At 74.8% G+C, this 17,830-nt stretch carries 24 protein-coding genes and 1 riboswitch; of the genes, 14 read left to right on the top strand and 10 right to left on the bottom strand.

Annotation, left to right across the window (positions count from 1 at the left end):
• Positions 1 to 20 precede the first annotated feature (20 nt).
• Positions 21 to 509, top strand: coding sequence for a glutathione peroxidase (locus ACOTKD_RS09510; RefSeq protein ID WP_424888429.1), 489 nt, complete (start codon positions 21 to 23; stop codon positions 507 to 509).
• A gap of 53 nt (positions 510 to 562) precedes the next feature.
• Here ACOTKD_RS09510 and ACOTKD_RS09515 read toward each other — a convergent pair whose 3' ends face one another.
• Positions 563 to 1,618, bottom strand: coding sequence for an aldo/keto reductase (locus tag ACOTKD_RS09515; RefSeq protein ID WP_424888430.1), 1,056 nt, complete (start codon positions 1,616 to 1,618; stop codon positions 563 to 565).
• 94 nt (positions 1,619 to 1,712) lie between these two features.
• Here ACOTKD_RS09515 and ACOTKD_RS09520 point away from each other — a divergent pair, with 94 nt between their 5' ends.
• The 3 genes from ACOTKD_RS09520 to ACOTKD_RS09530 all read left to right on the top strand — a co-directional run bounded on the left by ACOTKD_RS09520 (position 1,713) and on the right by ACOTKD_RS09530 (position 3,612).
• Positions 1,713 to 2,333, top strand: coding sequence for a TetR/AcrR family transcriptional regulator C-terminal ligand-binding domain-containing protein (locus ACOTKD_RS09520; protein WP_424888431.1), 621 nt, complete (start codon positions 1,713 to 1,715; stop codon positions 2,331 to 2,333).
• A 113-nt stretch (positions 2,334 to 2,446) separates the two neighbouring features.
• Positions 2,447 to 3,106, top strand: a complete 660-nt coding sequence (locus ACOTKD_RS09525) for a dienelactone hydrolase family protein (RefSeq protein WP_424888432.1) — start codon at positions 2,447 to 2,449, stop codon at positions 3,104 to 3,106.
• A 104-nt stretch (positions 3,107 to 3,210) separates the two neighbouring features.
• Entirely contained in the window at positions 3,211 to 3,612 is a 402-nt protein-coding gene (locus tag ACOTKD_RS09530) for an ATP-binding protein (protein WP_424888433.1), read from the top strand.
• A 46-nt stretch (positions 3,613 to 3,658) separates the two neighbouring features.
• Here ACOTKD_RS09530 and ACOTKD_RS09535 read toward each other — a convergent pair whose 3' ends face one another.
• Positions 3,659 to 4,075, bottom strand: a complete 417-nt coding sequence (locus ACOTKD_RS09535; RefSeq protein ID WP_424888434.1) for a hypothetical protein — start codon at positions 4,073 to 4,075, stop codon at positions 3,659 to 3,661.
• A 118-nt stretch (positions 4,076 to 4,193) separates the two neighbouring features.
• Here ACOTKD_RS09535 and ACOTKD_RS09540 point away from each other — a divergent pair, with 118 nt between their 5' ends.
• The 6 genes from ACOTKD_RS09540 (at position 4,194) to ACOTKD_RS09565 (ending at position 9,480) form a co-directional block, all read left to right on the top strand.
• On the top strand, positions 4,194 to 5,294 hold the full coding sequence (locus ACOTKD_RS09540) for a polyprenyl synthetase family protein (protein WP_424888435.1): 1,101 nt from the start codon (positions 4,194 to 4,196) through the stop codon (positions 5,292 to 5,294).
• Between the two features lie 109 nt (positions 5,295 to 5,403).
• Positions 5,404 to 5,958 (top strand): GNAT family N-acetyltransferase, encoded by a 555-nt coding sequence (locus ACOTKD_RS09545; protein ID WP_424888436.1) that lies wholly within the window; start codon positions 5,404 to 5,406, stop codon positions 5,956 to 5,958.
• 69 nt (positions 5,959 to 6,027) lie between these two features.
• Positions 6,028 to 7,143 carry a PP2C family protein-serine/threonine phosphatase gene (locus ACOTKD_RS09550; protein WP_424888437.1) on the top strand — a complete coding sequence of 372 codons (1,116 nt, stop codon included), beginning with the start codon at positions 6,028 to 6,030 and terminating at the stop codon, positions 7,141 to 7,143.
• A 44-nt stretch (positions 7,144 to 7,187) separates the two neighbouring features.
• A complete protein-coding gene (locus ACOTKD_RS09555) occupies positions 7,188 to 8,102 on the top strand; it encodes an ATP-grasp domain-containing protein (protein ID WP_424888438.1) in 915 nt (304 codons plus the stop codon).
• Complete coding sequence (locus ACOTKD_RS09560; RefSeq protein ID WP_424888439.1) at positions 8,096 to 8,620, top strand: GNAT family N-acetyltransferase; 525 nt, start codon at positions 8,096 to 8,098, stop codon at positions 8,618 to 8,620. The genes ACOTKD_RS09555 and ACOTKD_RS09560 overlap by 7 nt, the downstream gene beginning before the upstream one ends.
• A 77-nt stretch (positions 8,621 to 8,697) precedes the next feature.
• Positions 8,698 to 9,480, top strand: coding sequence for a class I SAM-dependent methyltransferase (locus tag ACOTKD_RS09565; protein WP_424888440.1), 783 nt, complete (start codon positions 8,698 to 8,700; stop codon positions 9,478 to 9,480).
• Here the strand turns inward: ACOTKD_RS09565 and ACOTKD_RS09570 are convergent.
• Positions 9,467 to 9,745: a DUF1540 domain-containing protein gene (locus tag ACOTKD_RS09570; RefSeq protein ID WP_223267682.1), complete on the bottom strand. Its 279-nt coding sequence runs from the start codon at positions 9,743 to 9,745 to the stop codon at positions 9,467 to 9,469. The genes ACOTKD_RS09565 and ACOTKD_RS09570 overlap by 14 nt on opposite strands.
• A gap of 218 nt (positions 9,746 to 9,963) precedes the next feature.
• On the opposite strand from ACOTKD_RS09570, the gene ACOTKD_RS09575 reads away from it, so the two are divergent.
• Complete coding sequence (locus ACOTKD_RS09575; RefSeq protein ID WP_424888441.1) at positions 9,964 to 10,554, top strand: GNAT family N-acetyltransferase; 591 nt, start codon at positions 9,964 to 9,966, stop codon at positions 10,552 to 10,554.
• On the opposite strand, the gene ACOTKD_RS09580 is transcribed toward ACOTKD_RS09575, so the two are convergent.
• Positions 10,514 to 10,906: a DUF5997 family protein gene (locus tag ACOTKD_RS09580; RefSeq protein ID WP_424888442.1), complete on the bottom strand. Its 393-nt coding sequence runs from the start codon at positions 10,904 to 10,906 to the stop codon at positions 10,514 to 10,516. The genes ACOTKD_RS09575 and ACOTKD_RS09580 overlap by 41 nt on opposite strands.
• 58 nt (positions 10,907 to 10,964) lie before the next feature.
• Between ACOTKD_RS09580 and ACOTKD_RS09585 the strand changes: the two genes are divergently transcribed.
• Complete coding sequence (locus ACOTKD_RS09585; RefSeq protein ID WP_424888443.1) at positions 10,965 to 11,771, top strand: LysR family substrate-binding domain-containing protein; 807 nt, start codon at positions 10,965 to 10,967, stop codon at positions 11,769 to 11,771.
• Positions 11,772 to 11,795: 24 nt separating this feature from the next.
• Here ACOTKD_RS09585 and ACOTKD_RS09590 read toward each other — a convergent pair whose 3' ends face one another.
• The 3 genes from ACOTKD_RS09590 to ACOTKD_RS09600 form a co-directional block, all read right to left on the bottom strand.
• Positions 11,796 to 13,088 carry a DUF1266 domain-containing protein gene (locus ACOTKD_RS09590; RefSeq protein ID WP_424888444.1) on the bottom strand — a complete coding sequence of 431 codons (1,293 nt, stop codon included), beginning with the start codon at positions 13,086 to 13,088 and terminating at the stop codon, positions 11,796 to 11,798.
• A gap of 138 nt (positions 13,089 to 13,226) precedes the next feature.
• Positions 13,227 to 13,577 carry a hypothetical protein gene (locus tag ACOTKD_RS09595; RefSeq protein ID WP_424888445.1) on the bottom strand — a complete coding sequence of 117 codons (351 nt, stop codon included), beginning with the start codon at positions 13,575 to 13,577 and terminating at the stop codon, positions 13,227 to 13,229.
• Between the two features lie 143 nt (positions 13,578 to 13,720).
• Positions 13,721 to 14,965 carry a sulfite oxidase gene (locus ACOTKD_RS09600; RefSeq protein WP_424888446.1) on the bottom strand — a complete coding sequence of 415 codons (1,245 nt, stop codon included), beginning with the start codon at positions 14,963 to 14,965 and terminating at the stop codon, positions 13,721 to 13,723.
• 326 nt (positions 14,966 to 15,291) lie between these two features.
• Here ACOTKD_RS09600 and ACOTKD_RS09605 point away from each other — a divergent pair, with 326 nt between their 5' ends.
• Positions 15,292 to 15,639, top strand: coding sequence for a hypothetical protein (locus tag ACOTKD_RS09605; protein WP_424888447.1), 348 nt, complete (start codon positions 15,292 to 15,294; stop codon positions 15,637 to 15,639).
• Between the two features lie 111 nt (positions 15,640 to 15,750).
• On the opposite strand, the gene ACOTKD_RS09610 is transcribed toward ACOTKD_RS09605, so the two are convergent.
• The 3 genes from ACOTKD_RS09610 to ACOTKD_RS09620 form a co-directional block, all read right to left on the bottom strand.
• On the bottom strand, positions 15,751 to 15,966 hold the full coding sequence (locus ACOTKD_RS09610; RefSeq protein WP_424888448.1) for a hypothetical protein: 216 nt from the start codon (positions 15,964 to 15,966) through the stop codon (positions 15,751 to 15,753).
• A gap of 183 nt (positions 15,967 to 16,149) precedes the next feature.
• Positions 16,150 to 16,464: a hypothetical protein gene (locus tag ACOTKD_RS09615; protein WP_424888449.1), complete on the bottom strand. Its 315-nt coding sequence runs from the start codon at positions 16,462 to 16,464 to the stop codon at positions 16,150 to 16,152.
• A gap of 101 nt (positions 16,465 to 16,565) precedes the next feature.
• On the bottom strand, positions 16,566 to 16,922 hold the full coding sequence (locus ACOTKD_RS09620; protein ID WP_424888450.1) for a hypothetical protein: 357 nt from the start codon (positions 16,920 to 16,922) through the stop codon (positions 16,566 to 16,568).
• Positions 16,923 to 17,138: 216 nt separating this feature from the next.
• Here ACOTKD_RS09620 and ACOTKD_RS09625 point away from each other — a divergent pair, with 216 nt between their 5' ends.
• On the top strand, positions 17,139 to 17,531 hold the full coding sequence (locus ACOTKD_RS09625; protein WP_424888451.1) for a hypothetical protein: 393 nt from the start codon (positions 17,139 to 17,141) through the stop codon (positions 17,529 to 17,531).
• A gap of 40 nt (positions 17,532 to 17,571) precedes the next feature.
• Positions 17,572 to 17,781, top strand: a riboswitch (cobalamin riboswitch).
• The last annotated feature ends 49 nt before the right edge of the window (positions 17,782 to 17,830 follow it).

Genomic DNA, 17,830 nt, shown 5'->3' on the forward strand with positions numbered 1-17,830 from the left:
CAGAGAGCAAGGAGCACGACGTGTCCGTCCACGAAGTGGAGATCGGCGCCCTCCAGGGCGGCCCCGCGAATCTCGCGCAGTACCGCGGCAAGGCCGTCCTGGTCGTCAACGTCGCCTCGAAGTGCGGCCTGACCCCGCAGTACGCGGCGCTGGAGAAGCTGCACGAGAAGTACGCGGAGCGCGGCTTCACCGTGCTGGGCGTGCCGTGCAACCAGTTCATGGGTCAGGAGCCCGGCACGGCCGAGGAGATCGCCTCCTTCTGCTCGGCCACGTACGGCGTGACGTTCCCCATGACCGAGAAGGCCGACGTCAACGGCGCGGACCGGCACCCCCTGTACGCCGCTCTCGTCGGCACGCCGGACGCCGAGGGGCACACCGGTGACATCCGCTGGAACTTCGAGAAGTTCCTCCTCGGCCGCGACGGGAGCGTCGTCGCCCGTTTCAGCCCGCGGACGGAGCCGGACGCCCCCGAGGTGCTGGCGGCCGTCGAGGCCGCTCTGGCCTCCTGACGGTCCGTCGTTGCCCGCTGCCCTGGCCGTCACCGGGGGCGGGCAAGGGCGCGTCAGACCGCACCGTCCGCGCGCCGCACGGGGTGCGGGTTGAGCCGCGCGAAGCCTTCCTGACGCTCGTACGGGAAGTAGGGGTACGGAGCCTCCTTCGCGCTCGCGGCGTCGAGCCGTGCCACCTGATCGGCGGTCAGGTTCCAGCCGAGCGCGCCGAGGTTCTGGCGCAGTTGCTCCTCGTTGCGGGCGCCGATGATGACGGAGGAGACGGTCGGGCGCTGCAGGAGCCAGTTCAGGGCGATCTGCGGGACGGTCCTGCCGGTTTCGCCGGCGATCTCGTCGAGCGTGTCGACCACGCGGTAGAGGAGCTCGTCGTCCACGGGCGGGCCGTAGTCCGCGGTGGCGTGCAGGCGGCTGCCGGCCGGGAGGGGCCGGCCGCGGCGGATCTTTCCGGTGAGCCGTCCCCAGCCCAACGGGCTCCAGACGACGGCGCCGACGCCCTGGTCGAGCCCGAGGGGCATGAGTTCCCACTCGTAGTCGCGGCCGATGAGGGAGTAGTAGACCTGGTGGGCGACGTAGCGCGGCCGGCCGTGCCGGTCGGCGGCGTCGAGCGACTTCATCAGCTGCCAGCCGGCGAAGTTGGAGACGCCGGTGTAGCGGAGCTTCCCGGCCCGTACGAGGTCGTCGAGGGTGGAGAGGACTTCCTCGACGGGGGTCGCCGCGTCGAAGGCGTGGAGCTGGAAGAGGTCGATGTAGTCGGTGCCGAGGCGGCGCAGCGCGTCGTCGACGGTCTTGATCAGGCGTGCGCGGGAGGTTCCGGCGTCCGCCGGGCCGTCGCCCGTCGGCAGGCCCGCTTTGGTGGAGAGGATCACCCGGTCGCGGCGTCCCTTGACGGCGGCGCCGAGCACCTCTTCGGAGGCGCCTGCCGAGTAGACGTCGGCGGTGTCGAACATGTTGAGCCCCGCGTCGAGGCAGATGTCGATGAGGCGGCGCGCCTCGGCGGCGTCGGTGTCGCCCCAGGCGCCGAAGAGCTCGCCGCGCCCCCCGAAGGTGCCCGCGCCGAAGCTCAGCGCCGGAACCATCAGTCCTGAAGCGCCCAGTCGTCGGTATTCCACAGCCGTTCCCTTCCCCTCACTATCGGGACCCGCATCCCGTTAAGATGGGTTCACCGTAACAGAGCTCAGCCGCTAATGGAATGGGAGTCCCGTTATGACATCGAGGAGTGCGGACCCCGGCACCCTGCGCCCGGGCGGGCGCACCGCGCGCGTGCGGGCCGCCGTCCTGCGGGCCGCCGGAGACGCGCTGGCCGAGGGCGGGCTCGCCGGGCTCGACCTCGCCGACGTGGCCCGCCGCGCGGAAGTCGGCCGGACGACCGTCTACCGCCGCTGGGGAACGCCCGCCAACCTCGTCGCCGACCTGCTCGCGGACATGGCCGAGCAGTCGCTCCCGCGCACCGAGACGGGCACGCTGCTGGGCGACCTGCGCGCCAACGCCCGCCTCGTGCAGCGCACACTGGCCGACCCCCGGCAGGGAGCGCTGTTCAAGGCGGTGATCGCCGCGGCGACCTGCGACGACCAGGCGGCCGCGGCCCTGCGCCGCTTCTACGACACCCGGGTCACGGAATGGGAGCCCTGCGCGCAGCAGGCCGTCGAGCGGGGCGAGCTGCCCGCGGGGACCGACACCCGGGAGGTCGTCCGCGCCGTCTCCGCCCCCCTCTACTACCGCCTGCTGACCACCGGCGAACCGCTCGACGAGGCGGCGGCGGAGCGTGCGGCGGTGGCCGCGGCGGCAGCGGCGCGGGCGGGCGCCTTCGTCAGCGAAGCCCCCTGAGGCAAAGCGCCCCGAACGGCGCGGACGCCCCGCGCGGCACCGCGACGGCGCCCGGCTGGTCGTGACGCCCGTACAGAGAGAGGCTGGAGAGGGGCGGAAGAGGGTGGATCGCGATGACCTCCGACGCAGTGCGCATACCCGCCGGCGGCGCGGCACTCGCCGGCGACCTCGTCGTTCCCGCTCCTGCCGCCGCGGTGGTGCTGTTCGCCCACGGCAGCGGCAGCTCGCGGCTGAGCCCGCGCAACCGGGCGGTCGCCGCCGCGCTCCAGCGCTCCGGGCTGGCCACCTTGCTGATGGACCTCCTGACCCAGCAGGAGGAGGAAGTGGACGCCCTCACGGCCGGGCACCGCTTCGACATCGCCCTGCTGAGCGGCCGTCTGAGGGCGGCGATCGACTGGCTCGGCGGCTACGCGGACACGGCGGGCCTGCCGGTGCACCTGTTCGGGGCGAGCACGGGTGCGGCGGCGGCGCTGACGGCGGCGGCCGAGCTCCCGGACCGGGTGCGGTCGGTGGTCTCGCGCGGCGGCCGCCCCGACCTCGCCGGCGACGCGCTCGGCCGCGTCCGGGCGCCCGTCCTGCTGATCGTGGGCGGCGAGGACCGCGAGGTGCTGCGGCTGAACAACGAGGCCGCGGCCCGGCTGCGGGCCCCCCACGAGGTCCACGTCGTTCCCGGCGCCACCCATCTGTTCGAGGAGCCGGGTGCGCTGGAGGAGGTCGCCGAGGTGGCGGGCCGCTGGTTCCTCCGGCCGTCGCAGCCTCCGGGCCGAGCGTGAACGGAGCGTGAGACGGACCGGGCGGCGACCGGGCGGTGCGTGTCCGTGAGGCCCGCCGGTCGTTCTCGTGAGAAGAACCCGCTCGCGCCCCCGGAGGAGACCTGATGCGCCGAGCCCTTGCCACCGCCGCGCTGGCCGCAGCCGCCCTGACGCTGGGACCGGCCGCCGCCGCGCACGCCGCCGACCGGCCGAAGCCTCCGGACCTCGGGGAGCTGGCCGCCCTCGACGCCGGCAACCTGGGCGACAGCCTCGACGGGGTCGCGCGGAAGGCGACCACCCTCGCGGGGGCGTCGGGGGCCGAGCTGATGAAGCAGGCCGTTCCCGCGGTGGGCAAGGCGGCCGGCTCGGCGGTGAAGAAGACGACGGAGCCGGTTCAGCGGACCGTCGGCACCGCCGCGGGGGCGGCGGGGCAGGGCGTGGGCAGCACGATGACGGCTTCGCAGGGCAGGTCGGCGCCCGCTCCGCTGCCGGGCCCGCTCCCGATCGCCGGGCTGCCGACCGGCTGACGTTCACGCAGGAGCCGCCCGCGCCGGATCCCTCCGCGCGCGGGCCTCACCCGCGGGCCGCGCACACCACGAACGCCCGCATCGACTCGCTGCCGGCGCTGGTGTTCGTGCCGCGCGTGACCCATTGCGGGCCCTGCGCAAAGGAGTCGGTGAGGTAGATGCGGTGCGCGGAGGTCTCGCCGCCGCCACCGACGGGCACGTGCCCGACCGGACAGACCGCCACGGCGGGGGCGTTCGCCCCCGGCCCGACTTCGACGGGGTCCCCGAAGACCCGCAAAAATCCCCCCGCCGCCTCCGCTCCGGCCCCGGCGGCCTGCTGCGGGCCCGCGTGGGGCGTGGAGGCGAAGCCCTGCGTCTTCTCGTGTTCGCTGTACGCCCCTTGCCCCCCGTGCGCGTCAGCGGTCGCCACACCACAGGCAAGGACGGCGGCAGCCGCACACGCAAGGCTGGCGATACGTTTCATCGTGACCCCCTCCGGACGTCCGGAACCACTGATTCCACAATGCTACGTAGAGTGTTGCGGCGGTGACAAGACGTAGTGACGGTCACTCTCTTCCCCGGCTGCTGGAAGGGTGGACCCCATGAGCACCACGAACCATGCGCAGCGCACGACCACGGCCGCCGCCCGGGAACGGCTCGCCGGATACCGGCACCGCTTCGACGCCCGCTTCGAGGCGTACTTCGACTCCCTCGCCGAGCACCTGGACACCCCGCCGCTCAGCCGCTTCACCCCCCGCTGCCTGGACCTCCTGCGGGACCTCTCCCTGCGCGGCGGCAAGCGCCTGCGCGTCGCCCTGATGTACGAGGCGGCCCGGCTGGTGACCGACGAGGAGCCGCCCGGCCTGGAGGAGGCCGCGCTGAGCATCGAACTGCTGCAGACGCACGGGCTGGTCCACGACGACATCATCGACGACGCCCCCGTCCGGCGCGGCGGCCCGTCCACGTACTACGCCTACCGCAGCGAGTTCCCCGGAGACCCCCGGACCGCGCTGGGGCTCGCCGTCCTGGCGGGGGACCTCGCCGCGTTCCTGTCGATGCGGGTCCTGCTGGAGGCCGACACGCCCGCCGCGCTCAAGCAGGCCATGCTGGAGGTGCAGTTGCGCGCGGGCGCGGAGACCGTCGCCGGCCAGATCGCCGACCTGGAGCGCGACTTCGAGCCGCTCCCCTCCGAGGACCTGCTGCACACCGTCTGCGAGTACAAGTCCACCCGGTACTCCATCCTCGCCCCGCTGCGGCTGGGCCTGCTCGCCGCGGGAGAACACCTGGCCGGCCACGACGGACGGCTGCGCCGCTACGCGACCCTCGCCGGCATCAGCGGGCAGATGCGCGACGACTACCTCGACCTCTTCGGCGACGAACACACCACCGGCAAGTCCCCCGGCTCCGACATCCGCTCCGGGCGCCGCAGCTACGCCGTCCGCGCCGTACTGGCCGCCGCGACCACCGCGGAGCGCGCGCTGCTGGAGTCCGCGCTGGGAGACCCGGGCTGCACGGCCGCCACGATCGACCGCATACGCGGCATCGCCCGGGACCGCGGGGTCGACGACGAACTCCGCTCCGCCGTACGCCGCTACGCCGAGGACGCCGCCGCCGAAGCCTCCTCCTGGCGACCGCACTGGCGCACGGAAGCCGTGTCCTTCTTCGAAGGCCTGCCCTTGTGGAACGCGCAGCGCACACAGTGACCGCGTGAGGCACCCGGCGACCGCGTGCGGCACCCGGCCCGGCCCGCCCGGGCCCGGCCGGCGCCCGAATTCGCTCGCCTCCCGCGCACCGCCCGGCGATGATCGCGCCATGGACGCCTGCCTCACCACCCCCCGCCTGGCTCTCCGCCCCTTCGCCGACACCGAGGACGACCTCGATCTCGTCGTCGAGCTCGACAGCGACCCGGCGGTGATGCGCTACATCACCGGCGGCCGCCCGATGACGCGGGCCGAAATCCGTGCCGAGTCGTTCGAGCGGATGCTGCGGGGCGGTTTCCGGGCGACGCACCTGCGGGAGACCGGCGAGTTCATCGGCTGGCACTGCCTGCGCCGCCTGCCGGGCGCCCCGGCGGGCTCGGCCGACCTCGGCTACCGCCTGCGCAGGGCCGCCTGGGGCAAGGGGTACGCGACGGAAGGCGCCCTCGCCCTCATCGAGCAGGGGTTCCGCGAGCCGGGCCTCGAACGGATCACCGCGAACACGATGTACGTGAACGCCCCCTCGCGCCGCGTCATGGAGAAGTGCGGGCTCTCCCACTCCCGCACCTACTTCGAGGACTGGCCCCACCCGGTCGAGGGGGACGAGCACGGCGACGTGGAGTACGTGCTCACCCGCCGCGAGTGGCTGCGCCATACGGGCGCCTCATGACTGGCAGCCCCCCTCCGGCCCGGCGATGCTGGAGCGTGTCGTGAGGCGCGGAAGAGCGGGAGCGGGCACGTGAGGGCACCGGGCACGGAGCGTACCGGCGTCGGGCGCTGGTGCCTGCGTCACCTGCAGTGGGTGCCCGCCTTCCTGCTCGTCGGGGGCGCCGCCCTCGACTACAACACCCCTCCGCACTTCAGCGCCGAGGCCTTCTACACGGCCGCTCCGATGTCGGCCGCCGCACTGCTGTCGCTGCGGGCGACGATCCTGGCGGGCATCGGCGCGTGCGCGGCCGACACCGCCCTCCTGATCCACTTCGGCTTCCTCGGGGACTCCGGCGGGCAGAGCGAGCTGGCCACCGTCACCACGGTCTCGGCCTTCGCCGTCGTCGTCAACCGCCTCATGTACTACAGCAACGTGCGGCTGGAGTCCGCACGCAGGATCGCCCTGGCCGTGCAGCGCGCCGTGCTGCCGCGGCCGCCGGCCTCGATCGGGCCCTTGCGGATCGCCGTGCGCTACCAGTCGGCCGTGAAGGACGCGCAGATCGGCGGCGACCTCTACGGCGTGCAGGACACCCCGTACGGCGTACGCTGCCTGGTCGGCGACGTGCGGGGCAAGGGCATGGACGCGGTCAAGGCCGTGGACGTCGCCATGGGGGTGTTCCGGGAGGCCGCCGACGACGAACCCGCGATCACCGCGGTATCGGCCCGGCTGGAGCGGGCCCTGCGCCGCGAGGCGGAGCGGCGGAACGGGGTCGAGCGGACCGAAGGGTTCGTCACGAGCATCCTGGCCGGCATCCCGCACTCCGGCGACGAGCTGCAGCTACTCAACCGCGGCCACCCGGCGCCCCTGCTCCTGCACGGCGGGCGGGCGCGCTACGCGGAGCCCTCCGAACCGGCCCTCCCCCTGGGCCTGGCGGACCTGGGCGCCGGCGAGGACCGCACCGACACGGTGCCCTTCCCGCCGGGGACGACGCTCCTGCTCTACACCGACGGCCTCACCGAGGCACGGGACCGCGCCGGGGTCTTCTACGACCCCGGCGCCAGGCTGACCGGGCGGGAGTTCTCCGGGCCGGACGCCCTGCTCGACGCCCTCCTCGCCGACGTCGCCCGCCACACCGGCGGCTGCATCACCGACGACCTGGTCCTGCTCGCAATCACCCGCAGCGAGGACCCTGGAGCCGCCCGATAGCACGTACGTCCGTACGGGCGAGCAGCACCCGCTAGGGTGCCCGCATGGCGTCCTCGATCCTTTTCTGCAGCGACCCGCTGAACCCCCGGCGGGCGGACGCGCACTTCGCGGACGACGTGCGGGCCGCCCGTGAGGCGGGGCTGCGGACCGCCCTCCTCGATCACGACGCCCTGCTCGCCGGGGACGCCGAAGGCGCCGTCCGCGGCGTCCCGCGCGAGGCGGGGGGCGCCTGGTACCGGGGCTGGATGGTGCCGTCCGGGCGGTACGCGGAGCTGGCGGGCGCGCTCGCCGCCCGCGGGGTCACGCTGCTGACCCCGCCCGAGGCCTACCGCCGCGCGCACGAACTCCCGGGCTGGTACGCGACCTTCGCGTCCGCCACGCCCGCCAGCGCGTGGCTCCCCGCCGGGCCGGGCCGCGCCCCGGGCGCCCCGGAGCTCGCCGCGCTCGCGGCACCGCTCGGCGGCGGGCCCGGCATCGTCAAGGACTTCGTCAAGTCCCGCAAACACGAGTGGCACGAGGCCTGTTACGTGCCCGACCTCGCCGACGCGGACCGGCTGGCCGCGGTGGTGGCCCGCTTCGTCGCGCTCCAGGACGCCTTCCTCGCCGGAGGCGTGGTGGTGCGCGCCTTCGAGCGCTTCACCGACGCCGGCGAGGCCCGCGTGTGGTGGGTGGACGGCCGGCCCGTCCTCGTCACGGCCCACCCCGACAGCCCCGGGCTGCGGCCCGCACCGGCGCTCGACGCCGTGGCGCCCCTGGTCGCGGCCCTGGGCTGCCGCTTCGTGACCACCGACCTCGCCCGGCGCGAGGACGGGGTGTGGCGGGTGGTCGAGGTCGGGGACGGGCAGGTCAGCGACCTGCCGCGGGACGCCGGTCCGGAGCCGCTGTTCCGGGCGCTGGCCCTGGCGGACACCGCGCCGTCCGGGGAGACACGGCCCACCGGTAGCCTGCCGCCATGCTGACTGGTGATCTTGTACGGCTCCGGCCCCTCGAACCGGCCGACGCCGAGACGATGTGGCGGTGGAACAACGACCCGGAGATCGGGCGCTGGATGTTCGGCGGCTACCCGGAATCGCTGGCGCAGATCACCGAGCGCTTCGCGGCCCTCCCCCGGAACTCGTACGCGGGCACGTTCCTCGGCGTCGAGCCGCTCGGCGAGGAGCGGCTGATCGGCTCGGTGCGGCTGCGCGACGCCGCGCCCGAGACCGGCGCGGCCGAACTCGACCTCCGCATCGGCGACAAGGACTGCTGGGGGCGCGGCTACGCGACCGACACCGTGCGCGTGATCTGCCGGTTCGGCTTCGACGAGCTGCGCCTGCACCGCATCGCCCTGACCGTCGTCGCCGACAACGAGCCGGCCCGCCGCGTGTACGAGAAGGCCGGCTTCGTCGAGGAGGGCCGGCAGCGGGAGTGCTTCCGCCGCGACGGCAAGTGGCACGACATGATCCTCATGGGACTCCTCGAAGGCGAACTGCGCTGACCACGGCCCGTCGCACCGGGCACTCCCGTACCCGGAATTCCCGGCGGGAGGAGAAGGGCAGCAGCGAGGATGGGCGGATGGACGCCCTCTCCCGCGCCCGGTCGTTCAACGCGGCCGCGGCCCGGTACGCCGCGAACCGGCCCTCCTACCCGCCCGCCCTCCTGGACGCCGTCGAGGAGCTCTCGGGCCGTCCCCTCGCCGGTGCCCGCGTCGCCGATGTCGGCGCGGGCACCGGGATCGCCACGGCCCTGCTGCGCGAGCGCGGCGCGGAGGTCGTCGCGGTCGAGCCGGGCGACGGCATGGCGGCCCGGTTCCGCCGCGAGCTCCCCGGCGTGCCGGTCGTCCGGGGCGACGGCAATGCCCTGCCGCTCGCGGGCGCTTCCGTCGACCTCGTCACGTACGCGCAGGCCTGGCACTGGACCGACGTCACCCGCTCCCTCCCGGAAGCGCTGCGGGTGCTGCGCCCGGGCGGTGCGATCGCCGTCTGGTGGAACACGACCGCGCTCGACGTGCCGTGGATCGCCGCCCAGCACGAGCGGATCGCGCGCCACACCGGAACGGAACCACCGGTCAGGGAGCCGGACGACGGCCGAGCCGTCCGGCTCGCGGGCTTCGAAGGGCTGCGCTGCGTGCGCCGCCTGGTGCGCTGGAGCCGGGTCGTCCCCCTCGACGTCCACCTCGCCAACATCGGCAGTCACTCGGCGTTCCTCGTGCTCGGCGAGGCCGGCACCCGGGAGTTCCTCACCGCCGAGCGCGACCGCCTGCGTACGGCCTTCCCGGACGAGGAGATCGAGGAGACCTACGTGGTCGACCTGTTCGTCGCCGGGGAGCGGCCGGAGCGGCCCCCTACCTCGCCGTGAACGTCAGGCAGTCCGCCGAGGCGCCGAGAGCGGCCACCGTGATGCCGGGAGCCTGGCACTCCAGCCCGACGTTGTGCAGGCACCCGGCCATCTTGCAGGCGCCGACCCTGCCGACGGACGAGGCGTCGCCGCCCTTCGAGGGGAAGACGAAATAGGTGTCGCAGTGCGCGTGGGCGGAATCGCCCACGGTGATCGCGAGCGCGTGACAGGCGCTGTCCTGGTTGTAGGCGCACTCGTCCACCTGACATACGCTCACCTGAGGCATTTCCACGGCGCTTCTCCTCGGCACGACGTCCCGACCCGGCCACGGTCCGTTCCCCCGACGCCTTCCTCGGGCGCCCGAGGGCGACACCGGTGACCCCTGGTGTTCACCCGGACGCCGGACCGGCGGACGGCAGCGGCGGCCACGGCGACCGCGTGGTACGTTTTCCGTCAGCACTTCAGCCTCCGGCCGCGGCTCCCATCCGCGCGGAGGCTTTTTTCATGCCTGCATACCGATCGACCGCACCCGAGTCCGCACCCGCACCCGTATCCGTATCCGTACAGCTTGCAAGCGAGGCCGACCGGCCCGTACTGGAGCGTCTGTGGCTGATGTTCCGCCACGACATGTCCGCGTTCGACGGCTCGATGCCGGCTCTCGACGGGACGTTCCGCAGCGACCGGCTCGACGCGGCCCTCGCCGGCGCCGGCTGGGCGGCGTACCTGCTGCGCAGCGGCCCGTACCCCGCCGGCCTGGCCCTCGTGCGCGGCGTCGGTGGGCCGGCGCGCGTGATGAACAGCTTCTTCGTGGCCCGCGGGGCGCGTGGGAAGGGGGCGGGGCTGCGTGCCGCCCGGGAGGTCGTGGCCCGTCACCCGGGCCGGTGGGAGATCCCGTTCCAGGACGCGAACGCGGCCGCGGTGCGCTTCTGGCGGCGCGTGGCCGCCGAGGTCGCCGGCGGCGCGTGGGAGGAGGAGCGCAGGCCCGTGCCGGGGCGGCCGGACCTGCCGCCCGACGTGTGGATCTCGTTCGGCGAGGCGGGGACGGGCGCGGGGGTCAGGCGCCCTGCTCGGCCTGCTTCGCCTGCTTCTCCTTGATGCGCGCGGCTTCCTTGCGGACCTCGGCCTGGGTGGCGCGCTCGCGCTGCAGCCACTCGGGCATGTCCTTCTTCAGCGCCTCGATCTGCTCGGTGGTGAGGGGGTCCGTGATGCCGCCGCGGGCGAGGCCCGCGATGGAGACGCCCAGCTTCGCCGCGACCACCGGCCGGGGGTGGGGGCCGTTGCGCCGCAGCTCCTGCAGCCACGCGGGCGGCTCGGCCTGCAGCGCGTTGAGCTCGCTGCGCGTGACGACCCCCTCCTGGAACTCGGTGGGGGTGGCCTGGAGGTACACACCCAGCTTCTTCGCCGCGGTCGCGGGCTTCATCGTCTGGGTGGTCTTGTGCGACGTCATGGTGTCAAGGGTATTCGAGCATGTGCGCTACCTCGACCACGACCGGTAGCCTGGCGGGGTGACAGGCTCGGAAGTTTCCCCTTCGTTCCGGCTCGCCTATGTCCCGGGAGTGACGCCCGCCAAGTGGGTGCGAATCTGGAACGAGCGGCTGCCCGACATCCCTCTGCACCTCGTGGCGGTCCCCGCCGCCGAAGCGTGCGACGTGCTGCTGGGCGGCGACGCCGACGCGGGTTTCGTCCGGCTGCCGCTGCCGGCCGACCGTACGGACTTCAGCGCGATCCCCCTGTACACCGAGACCACGGTCGTCGTGATCCCGAAGGACCACGTCGTGGCGGCGGTCGAGGAGGTCACCTCGGAGGACCTGGCCGACGAGATCGTCCTGCACCCCCTCGACGACGTGCTCGGCTGGGAGCGGCTGCCGGGGCGGCCCGCGATCGAGCGGCCGGCCACGACGGCGGACGCCATCGAGCTGGTGGCCGCGGGGGTGGGCGTCCTCGCCGTCCCCCAGTCGCTGGCCCGCCTGCACCACCGCAAGGACCTCACGTACCGGCCGCTCACGGACGCCCCCCAGTCGCGGGTCGCCCTGTCGTGGCCCGAGGACGCGACCACCGACCTGGTCGAGGACTTCATCGGCATCGTCCGCGGGCGGACGGTCAACAGCTCGCGCGGCCGCACCCAGCCCGAGGCCCAGGCCCGGTCCTCCAAGGCCGCGGCCAAGTCCCCGGGCAAGGGCCGGGGCAAGGCGCAGCCCACGGGGAAGCGTCCCGGTGCGGGCGGCGGCGCTCAGCGCAAGGCCGCGGCGGGCAAGAGCCCGCGGGGCGGTTCCGGCGGCGCCAAGCGCGGCAAGCCCCGCCGCCGCTCGTAGCGGGGGGCCGCCGCACGGCGGAGCTCACACCCCGGGGGCGGTGTCTTCGGCCGGGTCTTCGGCCTGGTCTTTGAAGGGCACCGTCCGCCACGGGCTGTCCGGGTCGGTGGTCAGTGCGCGGTGCGCGTCGAGGACCGTCGTGTACCAGGGGCCGAACTCCTCGTCGTCGAAGTGCAGGCACCGGCCGAGTATGTAGCCCGCGGAGAACTCCTCCCACGAGTCGTACGCGGCCCGCGCGGCGACGGCCGCGCGCTCGATCGCCGCGCGCATCTCGGTCTCCGTCGCGTAGCGCGCGCCCCGGCCCCAGCGGGCCATCTTCGAGCCGCGGCCGATGTCCCAGGCCGCGACCGTGCGCACGAGGCCGTCGGGCGGCAGGAGGCCGTCGGCGCGGAAACGGGCCTCGTAGCGCAGCACCTGCCCCACGAGGTCGCGCAGGTGCGCCACGAACCCGGCGAAGTCGGGGTCGCCGGCGGCGGTGCCGTTCTCCTGGGCGCGGGCGCGCACGGTGGCCTCGACGGTGTCGCGCCACTGACCCGGGTCGACGCGGCCGCCGCCCTGCGACCGGAGCAGTGCGTTCCGCGCTCCCAGGACGAAATCCCAGTACCAGGGGCTCACGTCCTGGCCGAGGAGCCGCTCCTCGGTCTCCAGCCAGTCCTCGCGGCCGTGCACGCCCCAGTCGTCGGCGATCCGCTCGGCCTCGCCGCTGTATCCCATGCCGTGCCAGTGGAGGGTGTTCCACGCGTCGCCGTTGCGGAAGCACAGGTGCGCGCCGCAGGCCAGGCCGTGCAGCAGCGGGCCGGGGGCGGGGGCGCCGGTGCGGCGGGTCACGACGCGGTCCATCAGGTCGTCCGGGGAGAACAGCTCGTGGTGCAGGTCCAGCCACACCTCCCGCTCCTCGTCGCTGACCAGGAAGTACTGCTCGCAGGGCGTGGCCGCGTTGACGGCGAGGACGTCCACGCCGTCCGGGACGATCTGCGCGAGAGCGCCGAGGGTCGTGTACTCGTAGACGAGGAACGGGTGCGGGCGCGGCAGCACGCCGGAGGTGTAGACCTGCAGGACGGTGCGCCCGTCCGGGGTCTCGATGGTCAGCATGGGGTGGGCGTCGTCGCCGGCGGCCTGCGCCTCGTCGAGGCGGACCGGGTAGTAGACGCCCTCGATCGCGAGGGTGCGCAGGTAGGCGTACGAGTCGTCCGACCTCGTCACCTTGTACAGGTACTGCTCCACGTCGGTGGGGGCCTGCCAGCGGGAGCCGTCCTCCGGCGCCGCGACGAAGGGGAAGATCTCGTCGTGGTCCTCGTCCTGGGCTGCGGCGTGCATGGGGCTCCTGTTCGCTCCGGTCCGGCCGGCCGGTTCCGGCTCAAGATCGCCCGAGTACGGTAGCGGTGGCGGTTCCGGGGGTGCGGAGAGGGGCGGCCCGGCCTTCCGCGGCCCGGCCCTTCCGGGCGTGACGTGCGGTCACGACGCGTGCCGGCGGTCCGTGGTGACGAGCGTCCGCAGCGTTCCGGCGCCCTCCGCGACAGCGGCGGGGTGCGGCAGCGCGGCCGCGGCCGGGTTCTCCGGCGGGGTGGCGCCGGCCGGGTGGACCAGGGCGACGACCAGCGTGGCGGGAAGCTTCCAGCCGCTCCAGGCGGACAGCGAGCCCGAGCCGAGCCGGCCGAGCGCCGGCGGGAGCGAGCGCGGCATGCGGGCCGGGCGGGCCCGGGCCAGGGCGGCCGCGGGCCCGGCCAGGACGAGGTGGTTGATGCGCCGCTCGTGCGGGGTGAGGGCGGCCGCCGCGGGCGGCGGGGTCCGGACGGTCACGTCCACGGATGTGCCATTCGGGCCATTTCGGTCTCATTGAGGCAGGGCCGTACCGGGCGCAACAGGGGGAACGTCAGGGCGCGTTGTGGCCCCGGTGCGGGCCGAGCCGGGCAGAGGCCCGGGGTGGTGCGGCGGCCGGGCTCTGGGATTCAGACGACGCGGACCGGGTGGCGGACCACCGCGTCGAAGAAGAAGCCCTGGTCGTTGGGGACGGAGCGGAAGGGCTGGGTGACGCCTGCGGTGTCCGTCGCCCGGGCCATGAGACGGGCGGCCCCGGGCTCACGCGGGTGCCAGTGGGCGCTCCAGCGGACCCAGCCGCCCGGCCGGGGCGCGTCGTGCAGGCGGGCCTCCCGCCAGGAGGCGCCGTCGTCCGTACTGACCTCCACCCGGCGGATGCCCCCTCCCCCGGACCACGACCGGCCCGTCAGCCGGTGCCCCCGGCCCGCGGCGAACGCCTCTCCGGGGGCCGCCTCGAAGGCGCTGCGCACGGGTTGGCGGGTCAAGGGAGCGCTGCCGCCGGGTGGGTGGGCAGCGCCGAACAGGCGGTAGAACACGGTGTTCCACGGCGAGAACAGCGGACGGTCCGACACCTCGATGTCCCCGACCCACTTCACGGAGGCGATGCCCACCCAGGACGGCACCACCAGGCGTGCCGGGCAGCCGTGGTCGGGCAGGAGCGGCCGGCCGTTCATCTCGTACGCCAGCAGGACGTCGTCGAGGGCCTTCGCCACGGGCAACGGCCGGCGCACGTGCCCGTAGTCCGTCCCAGCGGCGGTGTACACCGGGTCGAGGCCGCGCGGCATCACGTCCACCGCCCGCCGCGACAGGCCCGCCGCCCGCAGGACGTCCGACAGGCGCGCGCCCCGCCAGCGCGCCGCGCCGACCGCGCCCATCGTCCAGGGGGTGCCGGTGACCCTGTCGCCCTGCTGGGTGGCGTAGTAGCTGCGGCCGTTGCCCGCGCACTCCAGGCACGCGCTCGACGTCACGGCCGGCAGGGACCTCAGGTCGTCGTAGGAGAACTCCACCGCCCGGCCGCGCAGTCCGCCGCCCCACACCGTGAGGCGCCACCGCGCGGGGTCCAGGACGGGGGTCGACGTGTGGTTGCGGACGAAGAACCGGTCGACCGGCGTGTGGTAGCCCGTGCCCCGCAGCGCCGCCCAGTTCGTCTCCGCGTTGGTGTCCCGTACGGTGAACAGCTCGGCGGGCAGGGGCTTGACGATCCCCGGCCTCCCCGCGGCGGCCGCCGCGCCCGCTCCGGTGCCGGCTCCGGCGGCGGCGAGCCCCGCCGCGGCGCCGAGCATGCGCAGCACGCCCCGGCGCGAGAGGCCCTCCCCCGCCGCATCACCCGACAGGAACTGCCGCAGCCGGTCGCGGTCGTAGGCGCGCTCGGACATGTACCCGTTCCTCCCCGACGTCACGAAGAGCGTCCCGAAGAGCGGGCCGAAGACTCGACCACGTGCAGACTCGGCCCCATGCTGGAAGCGGACTCCACACACGCTAGAACACGCCCGGCGCACTGTCCCCACCACAATCCGGCCGCACCAGCGGTGCCCCGGGGCCTGGCGGTCCGGCCCCGTCCGTAAGAATCCACTCGTCCCCGCCCTCGCCGTCACCGACGCCCTGCCGGGCACGCCGGACGCGGAGCCCGGCCGCGACCGGTCCACCCGGGCGCGCGTCCTACGGCTCGGGGGACTACGCCCGTGAGGCGGCCGGCCTGCTGGTGCGGACCCTCGACCCGGACGCGGCGCCCGGCGACCTGACGGCGCAGCTCACGCGCCTGGCCCGGCTGCACGAGGGCAGGCCCGTGCTCGCGACGAGGACGGCCGGCTCCCTCGACGGGCGGTTCGGCAGCCGCCACGGCAGCGACGAGGCGCTCGCCCGCGCGGCCCGCTCCCTGGCCGGGGACGGGGGCCCGGAAGCGGGCTTGTGCGCGGTCGCCCTCACCGTCGTCGGGGGCCGCCGCACCGGCTGGTCCGCTCCCTGGCGCGAGCAACTGCGGGCCCTGCGCCGCCACGCCCACCCGGACGTCCGCGACGAGGCGCTCGCCAGGGTCACCGCCGAGGAGTGAGCGACCCGCATCCTCAGCCACGCGGCCCGGGAGGCCCTGCCCAGGCCGCGCTGGGGCCCGCGCGGTGGCTGAGCGTTGCGGCCGGCTCGTAGGGCCGCACTCACCACGGTCTCAGGAGTCCTTGCCCTCCACGACGCGCCGGGCCGCCTCGCTCTCCGCGGCGGCCGGTGACAGCTCGCTCAGCGTGTCGAGGTCGGTGTCCTCCCGGAGCTCGGTCTCCCAGGCGGCGGCCAGCTTCTCCTGCTGCCGGCGCGGCTGCCGCCGGACCTCCTCGCGGTGGGCCGGGCTCAGGGCCTCCAGGAATCGCGAGACTTCGTCGGTCGGCATGGGTTCTCCCTCGTCAGCGTCGACGGCCATCCCCTTCCCGCTGCCGGGAGCCCCCGGATCAACCGGCTCCTCCGCTTCACCTGAAAGGGGACCGGGCGGGCGCCGGCAGGAGGAGCGGCGGCGGCCGGGCGGCTGCCCGTCCCCGCGAAAGCGAGGGGAGCGGGCAGCCGCGCGACGGCGGGGCTACTCCTGCCGTACGTACAGCAGCAGCCGGGCGAACAGGCCGGGCCGGCGCGGCGCGCCGCGGGGCGCGGCGGGCCCGGCTTCCGCGCCGGGGGCTTCGGGAGCGGCGGGCGGCTTCTCCCCGGCCCGGCTCGCGGGGGGCGTGGTGCGCGGACCGCCCGGCGGGCTCGGCGGGCTCGGCGGGTCCTGCGGATCCGGGGCGGTGGCCGGGGGCTGCTCGCCGCCGGCGGAGGCGTGCTCGGGGTCGGGTTCGGGGGCGCGGTAGACCTGGGCGCGCAGATAGGCGCTCAGGACACGCGCGGGATCGAGGGGCATGACGTCTCTCTGCTTCTCGTGCCTGCAGGTGTGAGGAAAGTTCCGGGCGTGCCGGACGCGGCGGCCCGTCCCGTACGGGGCGGGACGGGCGGGGGTTCCTCTCAGCAGCGCAGGACGTCGTTGCGCGCGCGGCCCGCGGTGGCCGCGGGGCCTTCGGGGGCCGGCGGTGCGGGCCGGCAGCCGGGGGCCGGCGGGGATCCGGCTCCCGCGGAGTCCCGCGAGGCGGGGACGCAGGTGCGCCTGCCCGGAGACGCCTGGACGCGGGGCGTGCGGTTGTCCGCGACGCAGTCGTCCGCGGTGGCGAACTCCACGGACACGGGGGTCTCTTCCGGGCCGGAGCCCAGGGCGAACACCGTGCCGCTCCCCCCGGAGAAGAGCAGCAGGACGGAGACCAGCACGGCGACCGCGGCGCGCAACGCGGGCTGCGACGGCGGCGGTGCGGGGCTCCACAGGGTCATGCACCAAGCGTAATCAGTCAATTACTTTGGGCGCATTCCACCGTTCGGGTGAGGCCACCGGTACCGGGGCGGCATCTCCCGGCGGGAACGGGGCACCTGGCCCGTATGGTCGCACAGCCCGCGGCACGGAACCCGGGCGCGCCGTACGGTCGGAGCAGGGCTTCTCCGCGCACGGCGGCGGCCCCGGTCACGGCAACGACGGCGGAGGAGGAGCAGGTGACGGATGCCCGGGAGAGTGCGGACCACGTCAGCGTGCATCTGACGGACTGCGGCCACCAGGACGCGGGCGCCGTCTTCGGCGTTCTGGAGGCCGCCTTCCCCGAAGCGGGCCCGCCGCGCAGCGAGACCAGCCCGGGCGCGCCCGGCGCGGGCCCGATGATCTGGTGCATGACGGTGGACACCCGCACGCGGCTGGGCGAGGGCGCGGCGCAGCCGGGGAAGGCTCCCCTCTCGGGCACGGTCACGGCCGACCTGTTCGGCGCCGCCGACCCCGTCCGCCAGGTCAAGGAGGAACTGGAGCGCGCCTTCGCCGCCGAGCACCGCGGTCACGTCTCCGGTGAGCACGAGATGGAGCTGCGGCTGCGGCTGGCGACGCGAACCGCCTCGTGAGGCGCGCCACTTCACTCTTCCGTGACCCTGCCCCGCGGCCTAGAGTGACGGTGCAGCTGGTTCGCCCTGCTCGCCAGGCAGGCGCGTCGCAAGAGGGAACCCGGTGGGAATCCGGGACTGCCCCGCAGCGGTGAGCGGGAACGACCGCCGTCATACGCACTGGATCCGTACGGGTCCGGGAAGCGACGGCCAGTAGGTGCCATGTGGCGTGCCCGCGAGTCCGAAGACCTGCCAACTGCCCGTGCGCTGCCGAGCGCACGGAGATCCCGGTGACCTCGAGGGCGGTTGGGGGCACCCCC

This window comes from Streptomyces sp. XH2, assembly GCF_049725035.1.
Classification (GTDB): domain Bacteria; phylum Actinomycetota; class Actinomycetes; order Streptomycetales; family Streptomycetaceae; genus Streptomyces; species Streptomyces roseoverticillatus.